Source organism: Brevundimonas bacteroides DSM 4726 (assembly GCF_000701445.1).
Classification (GTDB): Bacteria; Pseudomonadota; Alphaproteobacteria; order Caulobacterales; family Caulobacteraceae; genus Brevundimonas; species Brevundimonas bacteroides.
This window is the reverse complement of the sequence record NZ_KL370782.1, coordinates 126,984-142,425: the sequence shown is the minus strand read 5'-3', so window position 1 is coordinate 142,425 and position 15,442 is coordinate 126,984. Positions and strand designations below refer to the sequence as shown.

The 15,442-nt window shown below is 67.7% G+C and carries 17 protein-coding genes; 13 read left to right on the top strand and 4 right to left on the bottom strand.

The window, feature by feature from the left end; all coding sequences use genetic code 11:
• Positions 1-89: 89 nt before the first annotated feature.
• The gene (locus Q333_RS0115530) at positions 90-836 is read right to left on the bottom strand and encodes an SAM-dependent methyltransferase (RefSeq protein WP_029418167.1); all 747 of its coding nucleotides are present in this window, start codon (positions 834-836) and stop codon (positions 90-92) included.
• Between the two features lie 153 nt (positions 837-989).
• Here Q333_RS0115530 and Q333_RS0115525 point away from each other — a divergent pair, with 153 nt between their 5' ends.
• From Q333_RS0115525 to Q333_RS0115510, 4 genes are read left to right on the top strand one after another with little or no spacing between them, the layout of a single operon-like run.
• Positions 990-1,592 (top strand): hypothetical protein, encoded by a 603-nt coding sequence (locus tag Q333_RS0115525; RefSeq protein WP_029418166.1) that lies wholly within the window; start codon positions 990-992, stop codon positions 1,590-1,592.
• A gap of 2 nt (positions 1,593-1,594) precedes the next feature.
• Positions 1,595-1,897, top strand: coding sequence for a winged helix-turn-helix domain-containing protein (locus Q333_RS0115520; RefSeq protein WP_029418165.1), 303 nt, complete (start codon positions 1,595-1,597; stop codon positions 1,895-1,897).
• 45 nt (positions 1,898-1,942) lie between these two features.
• Positions 1,943-2,722 carry a tyrosine-protein phosphatase gene (locus tag Q333_RS0115515; RefSeq protein WP_029418164.1) on the top strand — a complete coding sequence of 260 codons (780 nt, stop codon included), beginning with the start codon at positions 1,943-1,945 and terminating at the stop codon, positions 2,720-2,722.
• A complete protein-coding gene (locus tag Q333_RS0115510; RefSeq protein ID WP_029418163.1) occupies positions 2,719-3,975 on the top strand; it encodes an anthranilate synthase component I family protein in 1,257 nt (418 codons plus the stop codon). The genes Q333_RS0115515 and Q333_RS0115510 overlap by 4 nt, the downstream gene beginning before the upstream one ends.
• Here Q333_RS0115510 and Q333_RS0115505 read toward each other — a convergent pair.
• Genes Q333_RS0115505 through Q333_RS0115495 form a run of 3 tightly spaced genes read right to left on the bottom strand, consistent with a single transcriptional unit; the run spans position 3,972 to position 5,478 of the window.
• The gene (locus tag Q333_RS0115505; RefSeq protein ID WP_084176199.1) at positions 3,972-4,520 is read right to left on the bottom strand and encodes a TadE/TadG family type IV pilus assembly protein; all 549 of its coding nucleotides are present in this window, start codon (positions 4,518-4,520) and stop codon (positions 3,972-3,974) included. The two genes, Q333_RS0115510 and Q333_RS0115505, sit on opposite strands and share 4 nt — an antisense overlap.
• Positions 4,520-5,053 carry a TadE/TadG family type IV pilus assembly protein gene (locus Q333_RS0115500; protein WP_029418161.1) on the bottom strand — a complete coding sequence of 178 codons (534 nt, stop codon included), beginning with the start codon at positions 5,051-5,053 and terminating at the stop codon, positions 4,520-4,522. Before Q333_RS0115500 ends, Q333_RS0115505 begins: the two co-directional genes overlap by 1 nt.
• 17 nt (positions 5,054-5,070) lie before the next feature.
• The gene (locus Q333_RS0115495; protein ID WP_029418160.1) at positions 5,071-5,478 is read right to left on the bottom strand and encodes a pilus assembly protein N-terminal domain-containing protein; all 408 of its coding nucleotides are present in this window, start codon (positions 5,476-5,478) and stop codon (positions 5,071-5,073) included.
• A gap of 369 nt (positions 5,479-5,847) precedes the next feature.
• Here Q333_RS0115495 and Q333_RS17465 point away from each other — a divergent pair, with 369 nt between their 5' ends.
• The 9 genes from Q333_RS17465 to Q333_RS0115450 all read left to right on the top strand — a co-directional run bounded on the left by Q333_RS17465 (position 5,848) and on the right by Q333_RS0115450 (position 15,439).
• On the top strand, positions 5,848-6,015 hold the full coding sequence (locus Q333_RS17465; protein WP_084176197.1) for a Flp family type IVb pilin: 168 nt from the start codon (positions 5,848-5,850) through the stop codon (positions 6,013-6,015).
• Positions 6,016-6,166: 151 nt separating this feature from the next.
• Entirely contained in the window at positions 6,167-6,679 is a 513-nt protein-coding gene (locus Q333_RS0115485; RefSeq protein ID WP_029418159.1) for an A24 family peptidase, read from the top strand.
• 147 nt (positions 6,680-6,826) lie between these two features.
• Positions 6,827-7,765, top strand: coding sequence for a Flp pilus assembly protein CpaB (cpaB, locus tag Q333_RS0115480; protein WP_029418158.1), 939 nt, complete (start codon positions 6,827-6,829; stop codon positions 7,763-7,765).
• 8 nt (positions 7,766-7,773) lie between these two features.
• Complete coding sequence (locus tag Q333_RS17925; RefSeq protein WP_245591561.1) at positions 7,774-9,564, top strand: type II and III secretion system protein family protein; 1,791 nt, start codon at positions 7,774-7,776, stop codon at positions 9,562-9,564.
• Positions 9,565-9,584: 20 nt separating this feature from the next.
• Positions 9,585-10,244 carry a CpaD family pilus assembly protein gene (locus tag Q333_RS0115470; RefSeq protein WP_245591560.1) on the top strand — a complete coding sequence of 220 codons (660 nt, stop codon included), beginning with the start codon at positions 9,585-9,587 and terminating at the stop codon, positions 10,242-10,244.
• A gap of 6 nt (positions 10,245-10,250) precedes the next feature.
• A complete protein-coding gene (locus Q333_RS0115465) occupies positions 10,251-11,804 on the top strand; it encodes an AAA family ATPase (RefSeq protein WP_029418155.1) in 1,554 nt (517 codons plus the stop codon).
• A gap of 3 nt (positions 11,805-11,807) precedes the next feature.
• Entirely contained in the window at positions 11,808-13,436 is a 1,629-nt protein-coding gene (locus Q333_RS0115460) for a CpaF family protein (protein WP_029418154.1), read from the top strand.
• A 5-nt stretch (positions 13,437-13,441) separates the two neighbouring features.
• Positions 13,442-14,422 carry a type II secretion system F family protein gene (locus tag Q333_RS0115455; protein WP_029418153.1) on the top strand — a complete coding sequence of 327 codons (981 nt, stop codon included), beginning with the start codon at positions 13,442-13,444 and terminating at the stop codon, positions 14,420-14,422.
• A 9-nt stretch (positions 14,423-14,431) separates the two neighbouring features.
• Positions 14,432-15,439 (top strand): type II secretion system F family protein, encoded by a 1,008-nt coding sequence (locus tag Q333_RS0115450; RefSeq protein WP_029418152.1) that lies wholly within the window; start codon positions 14,432-14,434, stop codon positions 15,437-15,439.
• Positions 15,440-15,442: the final 3 nt, after the last annotated feature.

Below are 15,442 nucleotides of genomic sequence, written 5' to 3'. Positions count from 1 at the left end.
CCCCCCTTCGGAAGGTCCCCGTGCAGCAGGCGGGCCAGTTCTGCATTTTCCGGCTGTATTGCCGCGACTGCCGCGACCGCCCGGCGGGATCAGGGTTTGCGGAACAGGTACAGGCCGAAACCGAGGTATGGGCGGCCGAAATCGAAGGTGGCCTTGATCTGGTCGGCTCGCAACTTCAGCGCGTCCCATCCCTCGACGCCCGGGTTCGCGTCCAGCCATGCGCGGACGCGACGGTCGGCGGCACCGAAGAAGTCGTCCCAGACGTCCTGGGGCGAGATCTCGGCGGAGACGCACTCCATCCCGGCCGCCTTGGCGGCGACCTTCCAACCCTCGTCGGTGGCGTAGATGCCGGACAGGCCGACGACCTGGCGCAGAGGCGCGGGCGCGTCGGCGATCCAGGTGAGATCGCCCCACAGGACGTAGCCGGGGCTGGCGAGCCGCGAGGCCAGAGTCTGGAACAGGCCGGCCGGCGTCGTCACCTCCGGCCCGCCGATGCGGGTCGAGCCCATCGCCACCATCATGTCGGCAGGCGCGAGGAAGTCGAGGATCTGGGGCGCCATGCCGCGCACGGGGGTGAGGCGATCCTGCAACCCTTCAGCCCGCACGCGCTCGCCGATGTGGGAGACCATGACCGGGTCTCGCTCGATGGCGTGGACGTGGTAGCCGAACCGCCGGGCGAGCGCCGCCGAAACGCCGCCTGTCCCGGCCCCGATATCGAGCACCTTGGCGCCCGCGGGCAGGCCGCTGCGTTCGGCCGCCGCCAGCACCGCCTCGATGGTGACCGGGTTGGCGACCTCAAGGCCGACATAGGCGATGTGGTGGTAATCGGGAGCCATGCTCCGCTTGTAGCGAGCGCCCACAGAGCTGCATCGAGAAAGTGCTTTACATCGCAAAGCAAAGGGGGCATGGAAGGGGTATCAGAGGCGCGTCTGATGGTGGCGGCGCGCAAACCTTCAGGGGCCGTTCCAATGAACGACACACGAGACGAAATGACTGACATCGCCTGGCTGAGAGGCCTGGCCGAAGAGGGTGCCAAGGCCCCGATCAAGGGGGCCTCTATTCTGTTCGCGGCGGGCCTGATCTTCGGAACGGCGAGCGTGGTTCACTGGCTGATTGCATCGGATGTCGTGACCGTCGCGCCTGCAGCCTACGGCGCGATGTGGGGCGTGACCGCCCTGGTGTTTCTGGCGACGCTGGTCGTCCTGATCGGGCGACTGAAGCGCGAGGGCGGGGTCGAGACGGCCGCCAACCGGGCCTTCGGCGTCGTCTGGACCGCGCTGGGATGGGGCATCTTCAGCCTCTTCCTGTCGCTGATCGGCGGCGATCTGGCGCGCGGGGGCCAGTCGGACCTGGCGGAGTGGTCGCTGATCATCCCCTCGATCATCATGGCCTTCTACGGCGTAGGCTGGGCGGTGTCGGCGACGATGACGCGGTCGAAGTCGCTGTGGACCCTGGCGCTGGCGTCCTTCGCGGCCGCGCCCGTGCTGGCGGTGCTGTCGGGCACCAGCTGGCAATATCTGGCCTATGCGGGGGCGCTGTACGGCCTGATGGCCCTGCCGGGCTTTCTGATCATGCGGTCGGCGAAGGCCTGAAGATGCCGGACGATTTCGACATCGGTCGCATCGACGACGTGATCCACGGGCGGATGCGGCTGGGCATCATGGCGACCCTGTCGGGCGTCGAGAGCGCGGACTTCGCCACGCTGAAGGCCCGGCTTCAGGCGACCGACGGCAATCTGTCGGTACACCTGCGAAAGCTGGAAGAGGCGGGCTTCGTCACCGTGACCAAGCGCTTCGTGGGGCGAAAGCCCCTGACCGAGGCCTCGATGACGGACGCGGGCAGAAAGGCCTTCGTCGCCTACCTGGACGCCATGGCGGGACTGGTCCAGCCGCGCTGATCGGTCCCCCTCGCCCGGCGTCCGCGCCGCCCCTATAGGGAGGGAATGGCCAGCCGCATCCACGCCTTCGACGCGCTCGACAACTTTCGGGACTATGGCGACTACGCCACAGCGGCGGGTGGCCATGTGCGGCCCGGCAGGCTGTATCGCTCGGCGCACCATGCGGGAGTCAGCGAGGCGGACCTGGAGCGGCTGGCGGCGATCGATTTCGGTGTGGTGATCGACCTGCGTCGGCCCGTCGAGCGCCGTCGCCAGCCTTCGAAACGACCGGCCAACTTCACCGGCGTGGTGATCGATAGCGATCTGGACGAGGTCGGCGAGGCGCCACACATCACCTTTCTGAAGACCGCCGACCTGACGCCGGAGAGTGGCCGGCGGTTCATGACGGTGACCTATCGCGAGCTGCCGTTCGCGCCGGCGCATCTGGACCTGTTCTCGCGCTACTTCCACGCCCTGGCCGACAGCGACAGGCCGGTGCTGATCCACTGCGCGGCGGGCAAGGACCGTACAGGCATGCTGGCGGCCCTGACACATCATCTGCTCGGCGTGTCCGAGGACGACCTGATGGAGGACTACCTCCTGACCAACACGGCGGTCGATTTGGAGGCGCGGGCTCCCGGCATCGCCGAGCAGTTGAAGGCCTTCACCGGGCGGACGGCGTCGCACGACGCGGTCGTGGCCTTCATGGGTGTCGAGGCGGCCTATCTGCACGCGGCGATCGAGGCGATGACCGAGCGGCACGGGTCGATCGAAGGCTATCTGAAACAGGCGCTGGGCGTCGACGCGGGGCTGCGCGACCGGATCGCGGAGCGGCTTTCGGCGTGAGCGGCGGGGCGCAGACGCCTTTGCCGTGGGTCGAGCCTCTGGAGGTCGCGGCGGGGCTGAGGGATCAGGATGGTCTGTTGTGTCTGTTGTCGGACGGTGGACCGGCCGGCCGGTACTCCTTCGTCGCGGCGGCCCCAGAGGATGTGCGGATCGGCTCGCTCGGGCCCGAAGGTCTGGCTGAAGCTCTTGTCGATCTCGCCGATGGTCATCGGGTCGCGCTGGTCGCCTACGACTGGGGAGCGCGTCCGGCGACGGGTCTGCGTGAGACGGTCTGGCCAGACCTGATCGCGGCCCGGTATCCGACGATCCTCGTCTTCGACCATGTCGAGCGCAGAGTCGTTTCTGTCGGCAACGCAGAGGTGGCTGAAGCCTGGCTCAAGGCCGCGCGATCCGTGTCCGCGTCAGAGCCGCCCGCCGAGACCTGGGCGACAGACGGCGGCGGAGCGGCCTACACAGCGGCTGTCGCCGATGTGGTGACGCGCATCGGTCAGGGCGAGTTGTTCCAGGCCAATATCGCGCGGGGCTGGTCCGGTGTGTTGAGGCCGGACGCGGATCCGTTTGACCTGTTCGTCCGGCTGGCGGCCGGTGCCGCGCCCTATGGTGCCTACTGGTGTGTGGGCGAGCGGGCGCTGGTGTCGAACTCGCCCGAGCTGTTCCTGACCTTCGATCCGGAAAGTCGCCGGATCGAGACCCGACCGATCAAGGGGACCCGGCCCCGGTCCGCCGACCCGGCCGAGGATGCCGCCCGCGCCGCCGAACTGATCGCCAGCGAGAAGGACCGGGCCGAGAATCTGATGATCGTCGACCTGATGAGGAACGATTTGGCTCGTGTCTCCGAAGTTGGCAGCGTCGTGGTCGAGCGGCTGTTCGAGCTGGAGAGCTTCGTCACCGTGCATCATCTGGTGTCGACCGTGACGGGTCGGGCGCGCGAGGGCGTGGGAGCGGGCGACATCCTGCAGGCGGCCTTTCCGCCGGGCTCGATCACCGGCGCGCCAAAGCATCAGGCCATGAAGGTGATCGCCGACCATGAACCGGCGCGCGGGCCGTGGTGCGGAAGTCTGATCCACATCGGTGACGCTGGCCGGATGACGGCCTCGGTGTTGATCCGGACGGTTGCGCTCTGGCGCGGTGACGGTCGCTGGAGGTTCCGGACCCAGGCGGGCGCGGGAATCACGGCTGGCAGCGGTCCACAGGAGGAACTGGCGGAGACCGAGGCCAAGATCGCCGCCATCCGGCGTGCCCTGATCGGCTAGCAGTCCGTGCAGGGGATGCGGTCGGTCAGACGCGGCCGCAGATAGTGGCGGCCGCCGAAGTTGGTCACACCGGGCAGCAGGCGTCCGATAGGCGAGTCATAGACATACTGGCTCTCGCCCATGATGATGGTCTCGCCATTGGCGATCAGGCCCGCAGGGACCGTCTGCACCCCAGACAGGGCCGTCATGCCACGACCCCGGCTCCAGTCGACCCGGGCGATGCCGTCGGTCCCGCGCGTGATGCTGGTCACGCGCAGCTGCAGCGGGGCTTCCGGGAAGGGGCGCATGATCAGCGATCCGACATCCATCACGGCGTCGATCTCGGCCCGTGTGGTGGTCGGGGCGCGCGCCACCATGTCGGCGACCTGTGACGTCGTATGCTGGGCACGTTTCTGGGCCATGTAGGCCTGACAGAACTCGGCGAGGCCGAAGTAGCAGGCGATGAGGGGCGGAACCACGAGAGCGAATTCCACCGCCGCCACCCCGCGCGCATCGCGCAGGAACCGGGCGCAGAAGGCCATCGCCGCATGGCGAGGCCGGATCATCAGAAGGGCTCGTTGCGAAAGGCGGTGGTGACCTGGATCACCGCATCGCCCGAATCCAGACGGGTCAGAGCGCGCGAGAGCATCGGTGTGAAGACGCGCTGCTGGTACCAGACGCGGACCAGCATAAGGTCGCCCGCGTCGCCAGGGTCGAAGTCGGTCTGGTCGGGGTCGAACTCACCGTCGACGATCGGATCGGGCGGGTTGGGGTCGCGGAACTGGGGAATGGGACGAACGTCAATCACGGCCCGCTCGCCACAATCGCCCTCGAAGACGCTCATGTTCTCGCACATGGCCGCCCGGAACTGGGCGGGCGAAATGCCCCCGGCTTGGGCCTGGCCGGTGCGCACGAGGCGGGTCGCCTGCTGCACGGCGGCCTCCAGCGTTGAGTCGACCAGAAAGATGATGCCGAGCTCGAGCACCGCGAAGATCACGAAGAAGAACGGCAGGGCGACGATGGCGAACTCGACCGCCGCGGCACCTTCGCGGCGCCGACGACGGCGGATCAGATCCAACAGGCGAGGACGCCGGGTCATGTCTGCGGTGGTCCGGATCAGGGCGTGGGCGCGTTGGTCGCGCCGGTGTTGCGCACCGACGGGGCGCACGAGGCGGCGCAGGCCATCTCGGTCGCCTGGGCTCCGCGCCAGACGCGGACCGAGCCGGTCGAGCCGCCGGTGACGACGACCTCGCCCTGATAGAGAGTGCGGCCGAGCGCATCGACCGCGACCACCTCGGTGACGCCGTATCCCTTGCCCGTGACGAACAGGGTGCTGGCGTCGACCACGGTCACATCGGCGATCTCGGGATTGCCGACGATGACGGACGCGGCGGCTCCGCGCAGGCTGATGCGGCTGGAGCGATCGATCTCGACGTTGAGGGACTGGGCCTGGGCGACGCCGGCCGCGCTCAGAAGCGCGGCGGCGGCCAGGGCCGACAGGGTTCGGGCGGGAAATCCGGCCATGGGCGAGTCCTTGGGTTCTTCACGCAGGCGCGCGAGGCGAGCCCGGAGGATCGACTGGAAACCTCTACAAATCCTGAAACCCGGTTACGCCGACAACAGGTCGCTAACCACGGTTAACGACAGGTCAATAAGCGAAGACCTAAATACTTGCAGAAGGCCGCGCGATATTGCCGCCCGTGCTGGCTTTCGACGGCAGCCACTGGATTACGTTTGAAGTTTTCAAGGTGAATATCGCAGTAACCATGCCCTCTGACGCAGCCTTAACCGATACGGGTGCATGGTCACCCTGCGTTTGGGGGACAAGCGGGCGACCGGAGCCTCCCAGCCATCGTTGCTCGCTTAGCCAAGTTTTACCTGAGAGGAAGTCACATGACCCAGTTCATCAAGAAGTTCGTCAAGGACGAGTCGGGCGCCACCGCCATTGAGTACGGCCTGATCGCCGCCCTCATCGCGGTCCTGATCATCACCGCCGTCGGCCTGGTCGGCACGCGCCTCGAGGCCGTGTTCAACGCCATCGCCGGCGCCCTGCAAATCTAAGCAGAAGCGTCAGTCTTGAAGCCGGGGGCCGGAGCGGAAACGCTCCGGCCCTTTGCATTTTTGGCGCGCTGACGCTCGGCTCGCGGAGCCTCTGCCTGAGCGCGGGATTCGGCGAACCTGCCCTTAACGGTCGGTGTGGCAGAGGGATGGCATGGAACTGCTGACCTCGCTGCTTCTCGCTCCGCTTCCGGTCCTCGTCGTGATCGCGGCCCTGACCGATCTGACGCAGATGAAGATCCCGAACTGGATCTCGGCCTCGCTGATCGTGACCTTCTTCCCGGCCGCCTTCGCGACGGGCCTGAGCCCGGTCGAAGTGGCCATGCATCTGGCGGTCGGCCTGCTGGTGCTGGTCACAGGCGTGGCCCTGTTCGCCTTGCGCATCGTCGGGGGCGGAGACGCCAAGCTGATGGCGGCGGCGGGGCTCTGGCTGGGAACAGCCGCGCTCACGCCCTTCCTGATCTGGACGGCGATCCTCGGCGGCGTGTTCAGTCTGGTGCTGATCGTGGGGCGCAGCCTGGCCCAGCCCTACATGGCCGGCGCTCCCTCCTGGGTCTCGACCCTGTTCCGGCCCAAGGGAGACATCCCGTACGGCGTCGCCATCTGTGGCGGGGTGCTGCTGGCCTATCCGTCGAGCGCCCTGATCGCGCAGGCATTTGGTAGCTGACCGCGCTCTAGCAGTGAGGCTCCGCCAGCCGAGCGGTAGCGCCAGTATCCGGCTTAGGTCGGCGTTAACCCGCGCCCGGCATGGTCGTTAACGGTAGACCCCGCATGCCTTGAGTCGCGTGCGTCCGGTCGCGCCGGAGACCGTTTGATGAAGCCCGCACGCATCGCCGTCATCTGTATCGCCGCCGTCTCGGCCATCGGCCTGGCGCTCGTGGTGCGCGCCATGGGGTCGTCGTCCGGCGAGGCCGTCGCCACCGCATCCGCCGAACCCGCGGCGCCCATGGCCAAGGTGCTGGTCGCGGCCCGCGATCTCGCGCCCGGCCAGAGGCTGACCGACGCCGATCTGGAGTGGAAGGACTGGCCCGCCGGAGAGGTCAACCCGGCCTTCATCACCGACGGCTCGGTGCCCGTGCCCCAGCCCGCCGCCGAAGCGGACGCTGAAGAAAAGGCTGGAGACGACGAGCCGGAAGACGAGGGTGCGGTCGCCCGCGTCACTCGCGCCGCCACGGAGTTGGCCACCGGCGGGGCCGAGGCCGACTACTACGGCTCGGTCGTGCGTGAACCCATTCTGGCCGGTGAGCCCATCGTCGCGCGCAAGATCGTTCGCGCCGGCGACAGTGGCTACATGGCCGCCTATCTGGAACCGGGCATGCGGGCCATGTCGATCGGAGTCTCGGTCGAGACCGCAGCCGGCGGCTTCATCCTGCCGGGAGACCGGGTCGACGTCCTGGTGACCGTCGAACTGCAGGACACCGGCGGCGAGGGCGGCGGCCAGACCCGCTATGCCTCCTCAACCGTGCTGCAGAACGTCAAGGTCCTGGCCGTCGACCAGTCGACCCGCGCCGAGGACGATCAGCAGGCCGTCGTGGGTGCCACTGCGACCCTGGAAGTCGCACCCGTCGACGCCGAGGCCCTGGCGTTGGCCAAGGCGGCAGGGACCCTGTCGCTGGTCCTGCGCTCCTATGCCGATACCGCCGGTCCGTCCGGTCGGGTCCAGCCCCTGCCTCGCGCTCGCTCCGCCACGCCGGAGACTCGGACCGTCACGGTTCACCGGGCCGGCGAAACCGAAACGGTGACCGTCCAATGAGGACGCCCATGACCCCTTCGATGAAGCCTCTGGTCGCCCTGACCTGCGCCATCCTGACGGCGGCGGCGCCGATCGCGACGCCGGCGTTGGCCCAGAGCTATGGCGCCAGCCAGACGGTGGCGGCGGGATCCGGCCCGCGCCTGATCAACCTGCCGCGCGGCACCTCCTTCGCTGTCGACCTGCCCGCCGATGCGCGCGATGTGATCGTGTCCAACCCGGCGGTCGCCGAGGCCAATGTCCATTCGCCGCGCCGTATCACCGTCATCGGAATTGCGCCGGGAGAGACCGACGCGGTGTTCCTGGATGCCGCAGGACGGTCGATCCTGACGCTGCGGGTCCGCGTGGATGCGGGCGTATCGGCACTTCAGGACACGCTGAGCCGCGTCGCGCCGGGATCCCAGGTCCGGGCCGAAGCGGTCAACGACAGCATCATCCTGACCGGCATGGTCACCAGCGCTGCGGAATCCGAGCGTATCGCCCAGGTGGCTCGCGCGTTCGTCTCCGCGCCGGAAAAGGTCCTGAACCTGACGACCATCGCGGCGTCCGACCAGGTTACCTTGCGGGTCCGCATCGTCGAGGTGCAGAGAAACGCCATCAAGCAGCTGGGCCTGTCGTCGGACGTGGTGTTCAACAACGGGCTGCAGTCGGTCGGTTTTGGCCGGGACAACACCTACAGCGTCAACGGTTCAGCCCTGGGCGGCTCCGGTGCCTGCTACAACGAGAACCGTGGAATCGCCACGGACTACAACTCGACGACGACCAACGGCAACACGACCACGTCGAGCTCAAGCCTGGGCAACACCGTCACCGGCGTGACGACGACCGAGACGGGGACCACCATCACCACGCTGGATGGTCGTCGGATATCGTTCTCGTCGGCCAATCCCGGCTCGGTGACCGTGACCGACTTCAACGGCAACACCACGACCCTGACCGGCACCACCATCACCGAGCCGGCGAGCTTCAACCTCGAAACCATCTCGGGCACCAACGCGGTCAACAACTTCGTCAACACGGTCACGTCGCTGCTGCAGACCCAGTCCGGCAATGCCCTGTCGAACGTGGTCGAGAACGTGGTGTCCAGCGCCTATCGCGCGGTGACAGGAACCAACGCCAGCGCCTGCTTGCAGGCGTTCGAACGGGTCGGCCTGGTCCGCACCCTGGCCGAGCCCAATCTGACCAGCGTGAACGGCGAGAGCGCCAGCTTCCTGGCCGGCGGCGAATATCCCGTTCCGACCGGTCGCGACCGCGACGGCAACGTCACCATCGAGTTCAAGCCCTACGGCGTCAGCCTGGCCTTCCGGCCGGTGGTGCTGTCCGAGGGCCGCATCAATCTGCAGATCTCCGCCGAGGTGTCGGAGCTGACCCAGACGGGCGGCATCACGCTCGGCGCGGGCACGACCGGGGCCCTGGCCATCGCGGGCCTGAATGTGCGCCGTGTTCAGAACACGGTCGAAATCCCGTCCGGCGGCTCCATGATGATCGCAGGCCTCCTCCAGGAAACCAGCCGTCAGGCCATCGACAGCCTGCCCGGGCTGGGCGGCCTGCCGGTGCTGGGCCAGCTATTCCGCTCGCGGGACTATCTGTCGGGTGAAACCGAGCTGGTCGTGATGGTTGAGCCCTTCATCGTCAATCCGACGTCCCCGGCCCTGATGCAGACGCCCGCCGACGGACTGCGGATCGCCAACGACGCCCAGACCATCTTCTTCGGCCAGCTGAACCAGGCCTATGGCTCGCCGGCGCCGGGCGCGTCGACCGCGCCCGCCTGGTCCGGTCCGGTCGGCTATGTGATCGAGTGAGCGCCATGATGATCCGTACTATGACACTCGTCGCTGTGTCCGCCCTGGCGCTCTCGGCCTGCATGGGCCTGCCCGCTGAGGGAACCGGCCCGCAGCCGCTGACGCCGACCTCGCGCTACGCCCTGGCCGTCGAGCCGGGCGTGGAACGGATCGCGCTGGCGGTCCATGAGACGGGACCGTCCGCCAACCAGAGCCGGGCGCTGCAGGACTTCGCCTATCGCTTCTCGGCCGAGGGCGCGCCCGTGCTGCGGGTCGAGGCGCCGTCCGGCGACGATCCCGTGTCGAGCGAGATGGCCTGGAGCGTCCGCAATGCGCTGGAAGGCTTGGGCGTCCCCGGCCACCAGGTGCAGGTCGTGACCTATGTCGCGCCCGATCCCCGCGCGCCGGTGCTCGTCGGCTTCGACACGGTGCGCGCGGCCATCCCGCGCTGCGGGACGACCTGGACCAATCTGGCGCGGACGGGCTCGAACGCCGGAAGCGCCAACTTCGGCTGCGCCGTGAACGCCAACCTGGCGGCCCAGATCGCCAATCCGCGCGACATCGTGACGCCGCGCGCCATGACCCCGCCCGACGCCGGTCGACGCGCGGTCGTACTGGATCGCTACCGCCGTGGAGAACAGACGGCGGCTGTCATCGAAACCCTGCTCGAGAACGGACAGGTTTCGGATGCTGTGGACTGACGGTCGATGACCAATGCGTTCGCCTCGCGCCCTTATGATTCCCTAGACGACGAGTTCGACGCCGAACTTGACGTCATGCCCCAGGCCGCTCCGCCGTTAGAAGCCGGGGATATCAATCCGCGCGAGCCGCTGCAGTTCACGGCTCCCGGCGGACATGATCCGAACGCGCCTCTCGCGCCGGGCGGCGCCGTGGTGGCCCATCCCGCCGGTCTGCCGGTGACGCAGGGCGGCCTGCCCGCCGGCGCCGGTTACAACCCCGTTGGCGACCTGGTCGCGGGCGCGTCCGCCGCCATCCAGCCGCACGCCCTGTCTGCGGGGCTGCAGAACGAAGTCACCATCCCGCGCATCGCGATCCACGTCTTCGCTGAGCGTCAGGACACGCTGGCGGCGTCGGAACGGGCCGGTCAGGATCGTCGCATGGCGCGCGCCACGACCCAGATTCGCGTGGGCGGCATCCCGGCCGCCGTCGATGCCTATAATCAGGAGCCGACGCCGCCCCTGATCATCGTCGAATGCATGCAGGACCCCGGCGCCCTGCTGTGGCAGGTGGATCGCCTGGCCGAGGTCTGCGACGCGGGCACCAAGGTCATCGTCATCGGCGCGACCAACGACATCATCCTGTTCCGGGAACTGATGAAGCGCGGCGTCAGCGAATATCTGGTCGCGCCGATCCAGCCGCTGCAGCTGATCGCTGCGATCGGGGGGTTGTTCTCGGATCCCGCCCAGCCCTTCGTCGGCCGCTCCATCGCCTTCGTCGGGGCGCGCGGAGGCTCGGGCGCGTCGTCGGTGGCGCACAACACCGCCTATGCGATGTCCGAGAAGATCGGCGCCAACACCGTGATCGTCGACTATGACCTGCCGTTCGGCACGGCGGGGCTGGATTTCAATCAGGACCCGCTGAACGGCGTGGCTGACGCGCTGGGCCAGCCGGATCGTCTGGACCCGGTGCTGCTGGACCGGATGATGGTCCGTTGCACGGACAAGCTCAGCCTGTTCGCGGCTCCCGCGACGCTGGACAACGACTGGGAGATCAGCGCCGAGGCCTTCGAGGAGGTCACGACCCAGATCCGGGGCACCGCGCCCTTTGTGGTGCTGGACCTGCCCCACATCTGGTCGGGCTGGATGCGCCGCACCCTGATCGCGGCCGACGAGGTGGTGGTGGTGGCGACGCCGGACCTCGCGTCGCTCCGCAACGCCAAGAACATGATCGACCTGATTCGCTCGGGTCGTCCGAACGACGCGCCGCCGCGTCTGGTGCTCAATCAGGTCGGCGTGCCGGGACGGCCCGAGATTTCGGCCAAGGATTTCGGGGCGGCGCTGGGGGTGCATCCCAGCCTGTCGATCCCGTTCGACGCCAAGCTGTTCGGAGCGGCGGCCAACAACGGCCAGATGATCCTGGACATGGGCGCCAAGTCCAAGGCGGCCGAGGCCTTCCAGCTTCTGGCCCAGATCGTGTCGCGCCGCGAACTGCCGGCTCTGGCCGCGCCCGGCAAGGCGCCCAAGCCGCCGAAGGCCGAAGGCAAGTCCCTGTTCTCTGGCCTGTTCAAGAAGAAGACCTGATCCGTGTTCGGCAAGCGCACAGGTTCGCCCGGCGTCGCGACGGCCCCACCGCCGCCCCAGCCCGCGCCCATGCCCGAGCCGGCGGCCGCGTTTGACCATGCCGCCGCCTCGCCCCAGCCCCAGCAGGGCCATCAGACCCAGGCCTTCGGCTTTTCGGCCGAGGGCATCGCGCCCCAGCCCGGCCCGGCCGCCCAGCCCAAGCCGGGACCCGCCGCCGGCGTCGACCGCCTCGACGCCCTGGCGTCCAAGCCCAAGCCGAAACCCCAGCCCCAGGCCTCGACCGGCCCCGGCCCCAAGGCCACGCCGGGCTTCGAGCAGCTGAAGAAGGCCCAGGCCGTCGCCGAGATCGTTCGGGAACAGAGCGACTACTATCACGCCACCAAGACGACGATCTTCAACGCCCTGATGAACACGATCGACCTGGCCCAGCTGGCCCAGCTCGATCCCAAGGCGGCGGCCGAGGAAATCCGCGACATCGTCGCCGAGCTGGTGGCGATCAAGAACGTCTCCATGTCGGTGGCCGAGCAGGAGCATCTGGTCCAGGACATCGTGAATGACGTGCTGGGCTACGGGCCGCTGGAGCCGCTGCTCAGCCGCGACGACATCGCCGACATCATGGTCAACGGCGCGGGCCGGGTCTTCATCGAGGTCGGCGGCAAGGTCCAGCTGACCAACGTCCGTTTCCGCGACAACGCCCAGCTGATGAACATCTGCCAGCGGATCGTGTCTCAGGTCGGCCGCCGCGTGGACGAGAGCTCTCCGATCTGCGACGCCCGCCTGCCGGACGGAAGCCGCGTCAACGTCATCGCCCCGCCGCTCGCCATCGACGGCGCGACGTTGACGATCCGGAAGTTCAAGAAAGACAAGCTGACCATGCGCAACCTGGTGGAGTACGCCTCCATCAGCCCGGAAGGCGCGCGGGTCCTGGGCGTCATCGGCGCCTGCCGATGCAACGTCGTCATCTCGGGCGGCACCGGCTCGGGCAAGACGACGCTGCTGAACACCATGACGGCCTTCATCGACCCGACCGAGCGGGTCATCACCTGCGAGGACGCGGCCGAACTGCAGCTGCAGCAGCCGCACGTCGTCCGTCTGGAGACCCGGCCGCCGAACCTAGAAGGCCAGGGCATGATCACCATGCGCGACCTGGTGAAGAACTGCCTGCGGATGCGTCCCGAGCGGATCATCGTCGGCGAGGTGCGTGGACCCGAGGCCTTCGACCTGCTCCAGGCCATGAACACCGGCCACGACGGGTCTATGGGCACGCTGCACGCCAACAGCCCGCGCGAAGCTATCAGCCGGATGGAATCCATGATCACCATGGGCGGCTACGGCCTGCCGTCCAAGACCATCCGTGAAATGATCGTCGGGTCGGTCGACGTCATCATCCAGGCCGCGCGCCTGCGCGACGGCTCTCGCCGCATCACCCACATCACCGAGGTCGTGGGTCTGGAGGGCGACGTGATCGTCACCCAGGACCTGTTCGTCTACGAAATCACCGGTGAGGACGAGAACGGCAAGATCATCGGCCGCCACCGCTCGACCGGTATCGCCCGCCCGCGCTTCTGGGACCGCGCCCGCTATTACGGGCTGGAGCGGGAACTGGCTGAGGCCCTGGACGCGGCGGAGTAGCGGCCATGCTGGAAGTCCTCGCCGCGATCCTGGCCTTCATCACCATCGGAGGCCTGGGCTGGGTCTTCGTCGGCGGCGACGACAGCTCGGCGCAGGCGGTGAAGCGCGCCGAGGCCATGGGTCTGGGCCAGACCAAGGCCGCTCGCGTCAAGGCCGCCAAGGCGGAAGCGAACACACCAGAAGCCCGCAGAAAGGCCATCGAGAGTCAGCTGAAGGAAGCCGAGCGCAAGGAGCGCAAGGCCCGCATGACTATCGCGGCGCGCCTGAAGCACGCCGGTCTGGGGATCAGCGTGCGGACCTTCTGGTTGATCAGCGCGGGCCTAGGCATCGTTGCTGCCCTGGTCGCCCTGGTGTTCGGCCTGCACGTCTTTGTGGCGCTGGGTGCCGGGGTGGCTGCCGGACTGGGTCTGCCGCGTTGGGTGGTCGGGTTTGTCGCCTCGGGCCGGATGAAGAAGTTCGGTTTGGAATTCCCCAATGCTGTGGACGTCATCGTGCGCGGCATCAAATCGGGCCTGCCGGTCCACGACTGCTTCAAGATCATCGCCAAGGAGAGCCCCGCGCCTCTGGGACCAGAGTTCCAGACGCTGGTGGAGGGTCTCGGCGTAGGCCTGACCTTGGCTCAAGCTCTCGAAAAGATGTACGAGCGCATTCCGACGCCGGAGCTCAAGTTCTTCACCATCGTCATCGCCATCCAGCAGAAGACCGGCGGCAACCTGGCCGAGGCGCTGGGCAATCTGTCTCACGTCCTCCGGGCCCGGAGGATGATGCGCGAGAAGGTCAAGGCGCTGTCCTCCGAGGCGCTCGCGTCCGCCGGCATCATCGGCTCGCTGCCGCCCGTCGTGATGGCGCTCGTCGGTCTGACGACGCCGTCCTACATGGCGCTGATGTTCACCGACATCCGCGGGCAGATCATGCTGCTCGGCTCGGCGATCTGGATGGGCTGCGGCATCTTCGTGATGAAGCGCATGATCTCGTTCAAGATCTAGAGGCCGGGCATGGGCATCATCGAAGCCATCGTCGAACCCCGGAACCTGCTCAGCATCGGCGTGGGCGTGCTGGTGTTCGCCACCATCCTGACCCTGATGAGCTCCATGACCGGCGGGGTCGAGCTGAACAAGCGGATGCAATCGGTCTCGACGCGACGCGACGAGCTGAAGCGAAAGTCGCGGGCCGCCATCGCCGGCGGCCAGGGGGGGCTTCGCCATACCGACGACGGCTTCAAGAAGAAGATCGTCGAGCAGCTGAACCTGTCCAAGCTGCTGGAGGACCCCAAGGTCGCCGAGCAGATGATCCAGGCGGGCTTCCGCGGGCCCAAGCCGGTCACGACCTTCTACTTCTTCCGCTTCGCCACGCCGATCTTCTTCCTGCTGTTCAGCGCGTTTTATCTGTTCTTCATCAACGACTTCGGCCTTCCGCCGATCACCAAGCTGCCGATGATCATGGGCGCGACCGTGCTCGGCTTCTATGGCCCCAACGTCTATCTGCAGAACCGCATCACCAAACGGCGCCAGTCCATCATGCTGGGCTTTCCCGATGCGCTGGACCTGCTGCTGATCTGCGTGGAATCGGGCATGTCGATCGAGGCGGCGATCGTGAAGGTCAGCCAGGAGATCGGCACGACCTCGGTGGAACTGGCCGAGGAACTGGCTCTGCTGTCGGCCGAGCTGAGCTATCTGCCCGATCGGCGCATGGCCTATGACGGCCTGGCCAAGCGAACCAACCATCCGGGCGTGCGCGCCGTGGCGACGGCGATGGTGCAGGCTGAACAGTACGGCACGCCGCTCGCGACCGCGCTGCGCACCATGGCCAAGGAAAACCGCGAGCTGCGCCTGTCGGCGGCCGAGAAGAAGGCGGCGGCCCTGCCGGCCCAGCTGACTGTGCCGATGATCCTGTTCTTCCTGCCCGTGCTGTTCGTCGTGATCCTCGGCCCCGCCATCATCCAGATCCAGGATCAGATGAAAACCCGCGACGGTCAGCAGGCGACGGCTCCGCAGGCGGAATAAAGC

Coding starts and splice junctions, on each gene's coding strand:
- Q333_RS0115530 (WP_029418167.1), bottom strand. CDS start 836: ATGGCTCCCGATTACCACCACATCGCCTATGTCGGCCTTGAGGTCGCC.
- Q333_RS0115525 (WP_029418166.1), top strand. CDS start 990: ATGACTGACATCGCCTGGCTGAGAGGCCTGGCCGAAGAGGGTGCCAAG.
- Q333_RS0115520 (WP_029418165.1), top strand. CDS start 1,595: ATGCCGGACGATTTCGACATCGGTCGCATCGACGACGTGATCCACGGG.
- Q333_RS0115515 (WP_029418164.1), top strand. CDS start 1,943: ATGGCCAGCCGCATCCACGCCTTCGACGCGCTCGACAACTTTCGGGAC.
- Q333_RS0115505 (WP_084176199.1), bottom strand. CDS start 4,520: ATGATCCGGCCTCGCCATGCGGCGATGGCCTTCTGCGCCCGGTTCCTG.
- Q333_RS0115500 (WP_029418161.1), bottom strand. CDS start 5,053: ATGACCCGGCGTCCTCGCCTGTTGGATCTGATCCGCCGTCGTCGGCGC.
- Q333_RS0115495 (WP_029418160.1), bottom strand. CDS start 5,478: ATGGCCGGATTTCCCGCCCGAACCCTGTCGGCCCTGGCCGCCGCCGCG.
- Q333_RS17465 (WP_084176197.1), top strand. CDS start 5,848: ATGACCCAGTTCATCAAGAAGTTCGTCAAGGACGAGTCGGGCGCCACC.
- Q333_RS0115485 (WP_029418159.1), top strand. CDS start 6,167: ATGGAACTGCTGACCTCGCTGCTTCTCGCTCCGCTTCCGGTCCTCGTC.
- cpaB (WP_029418158.1), top strand. CDS start 6,827: ATGAAGCCCGCACGCATCGCCGTCATCTGTATCGCCGCCGTCTCGGCC.
- Q333_RS17925 (WP_245591561.1), top strand. CDS start 7,774: ATGACCCCTTCGATGAAGCCTCTGGTCGCCCTGACCTGCGCCATCCTG.
- Q333_RS0115470 (WP_245591560.1), top strand. CDS start 9,585: ATGACACTCGTCGCTGTGTCCGCCCTGGCGCTCTCGGCCTGCATGGGC.
- Q333_RS0115465 (WP_029418155.1), top strand. CDS start 10,251: ATGACCAATGCGTTCGCCTCGCGCCCTTATGATTCCCTAGACGACGAG.
- Q333_RS0115455 (WP_029418153.1), top strand. CDS start 13,442: ATGCTGGAAGTCCTCGCCGCGATCCTGGCCTTCATCACCATCGGAGGC.
- Q333_RS0115450 (WP_029418152.1), top strand. CDS start 14,432: ATGGGCATCATCGAAGCCATCGTCGAACCCCGGAACCTGCTCAGCATC.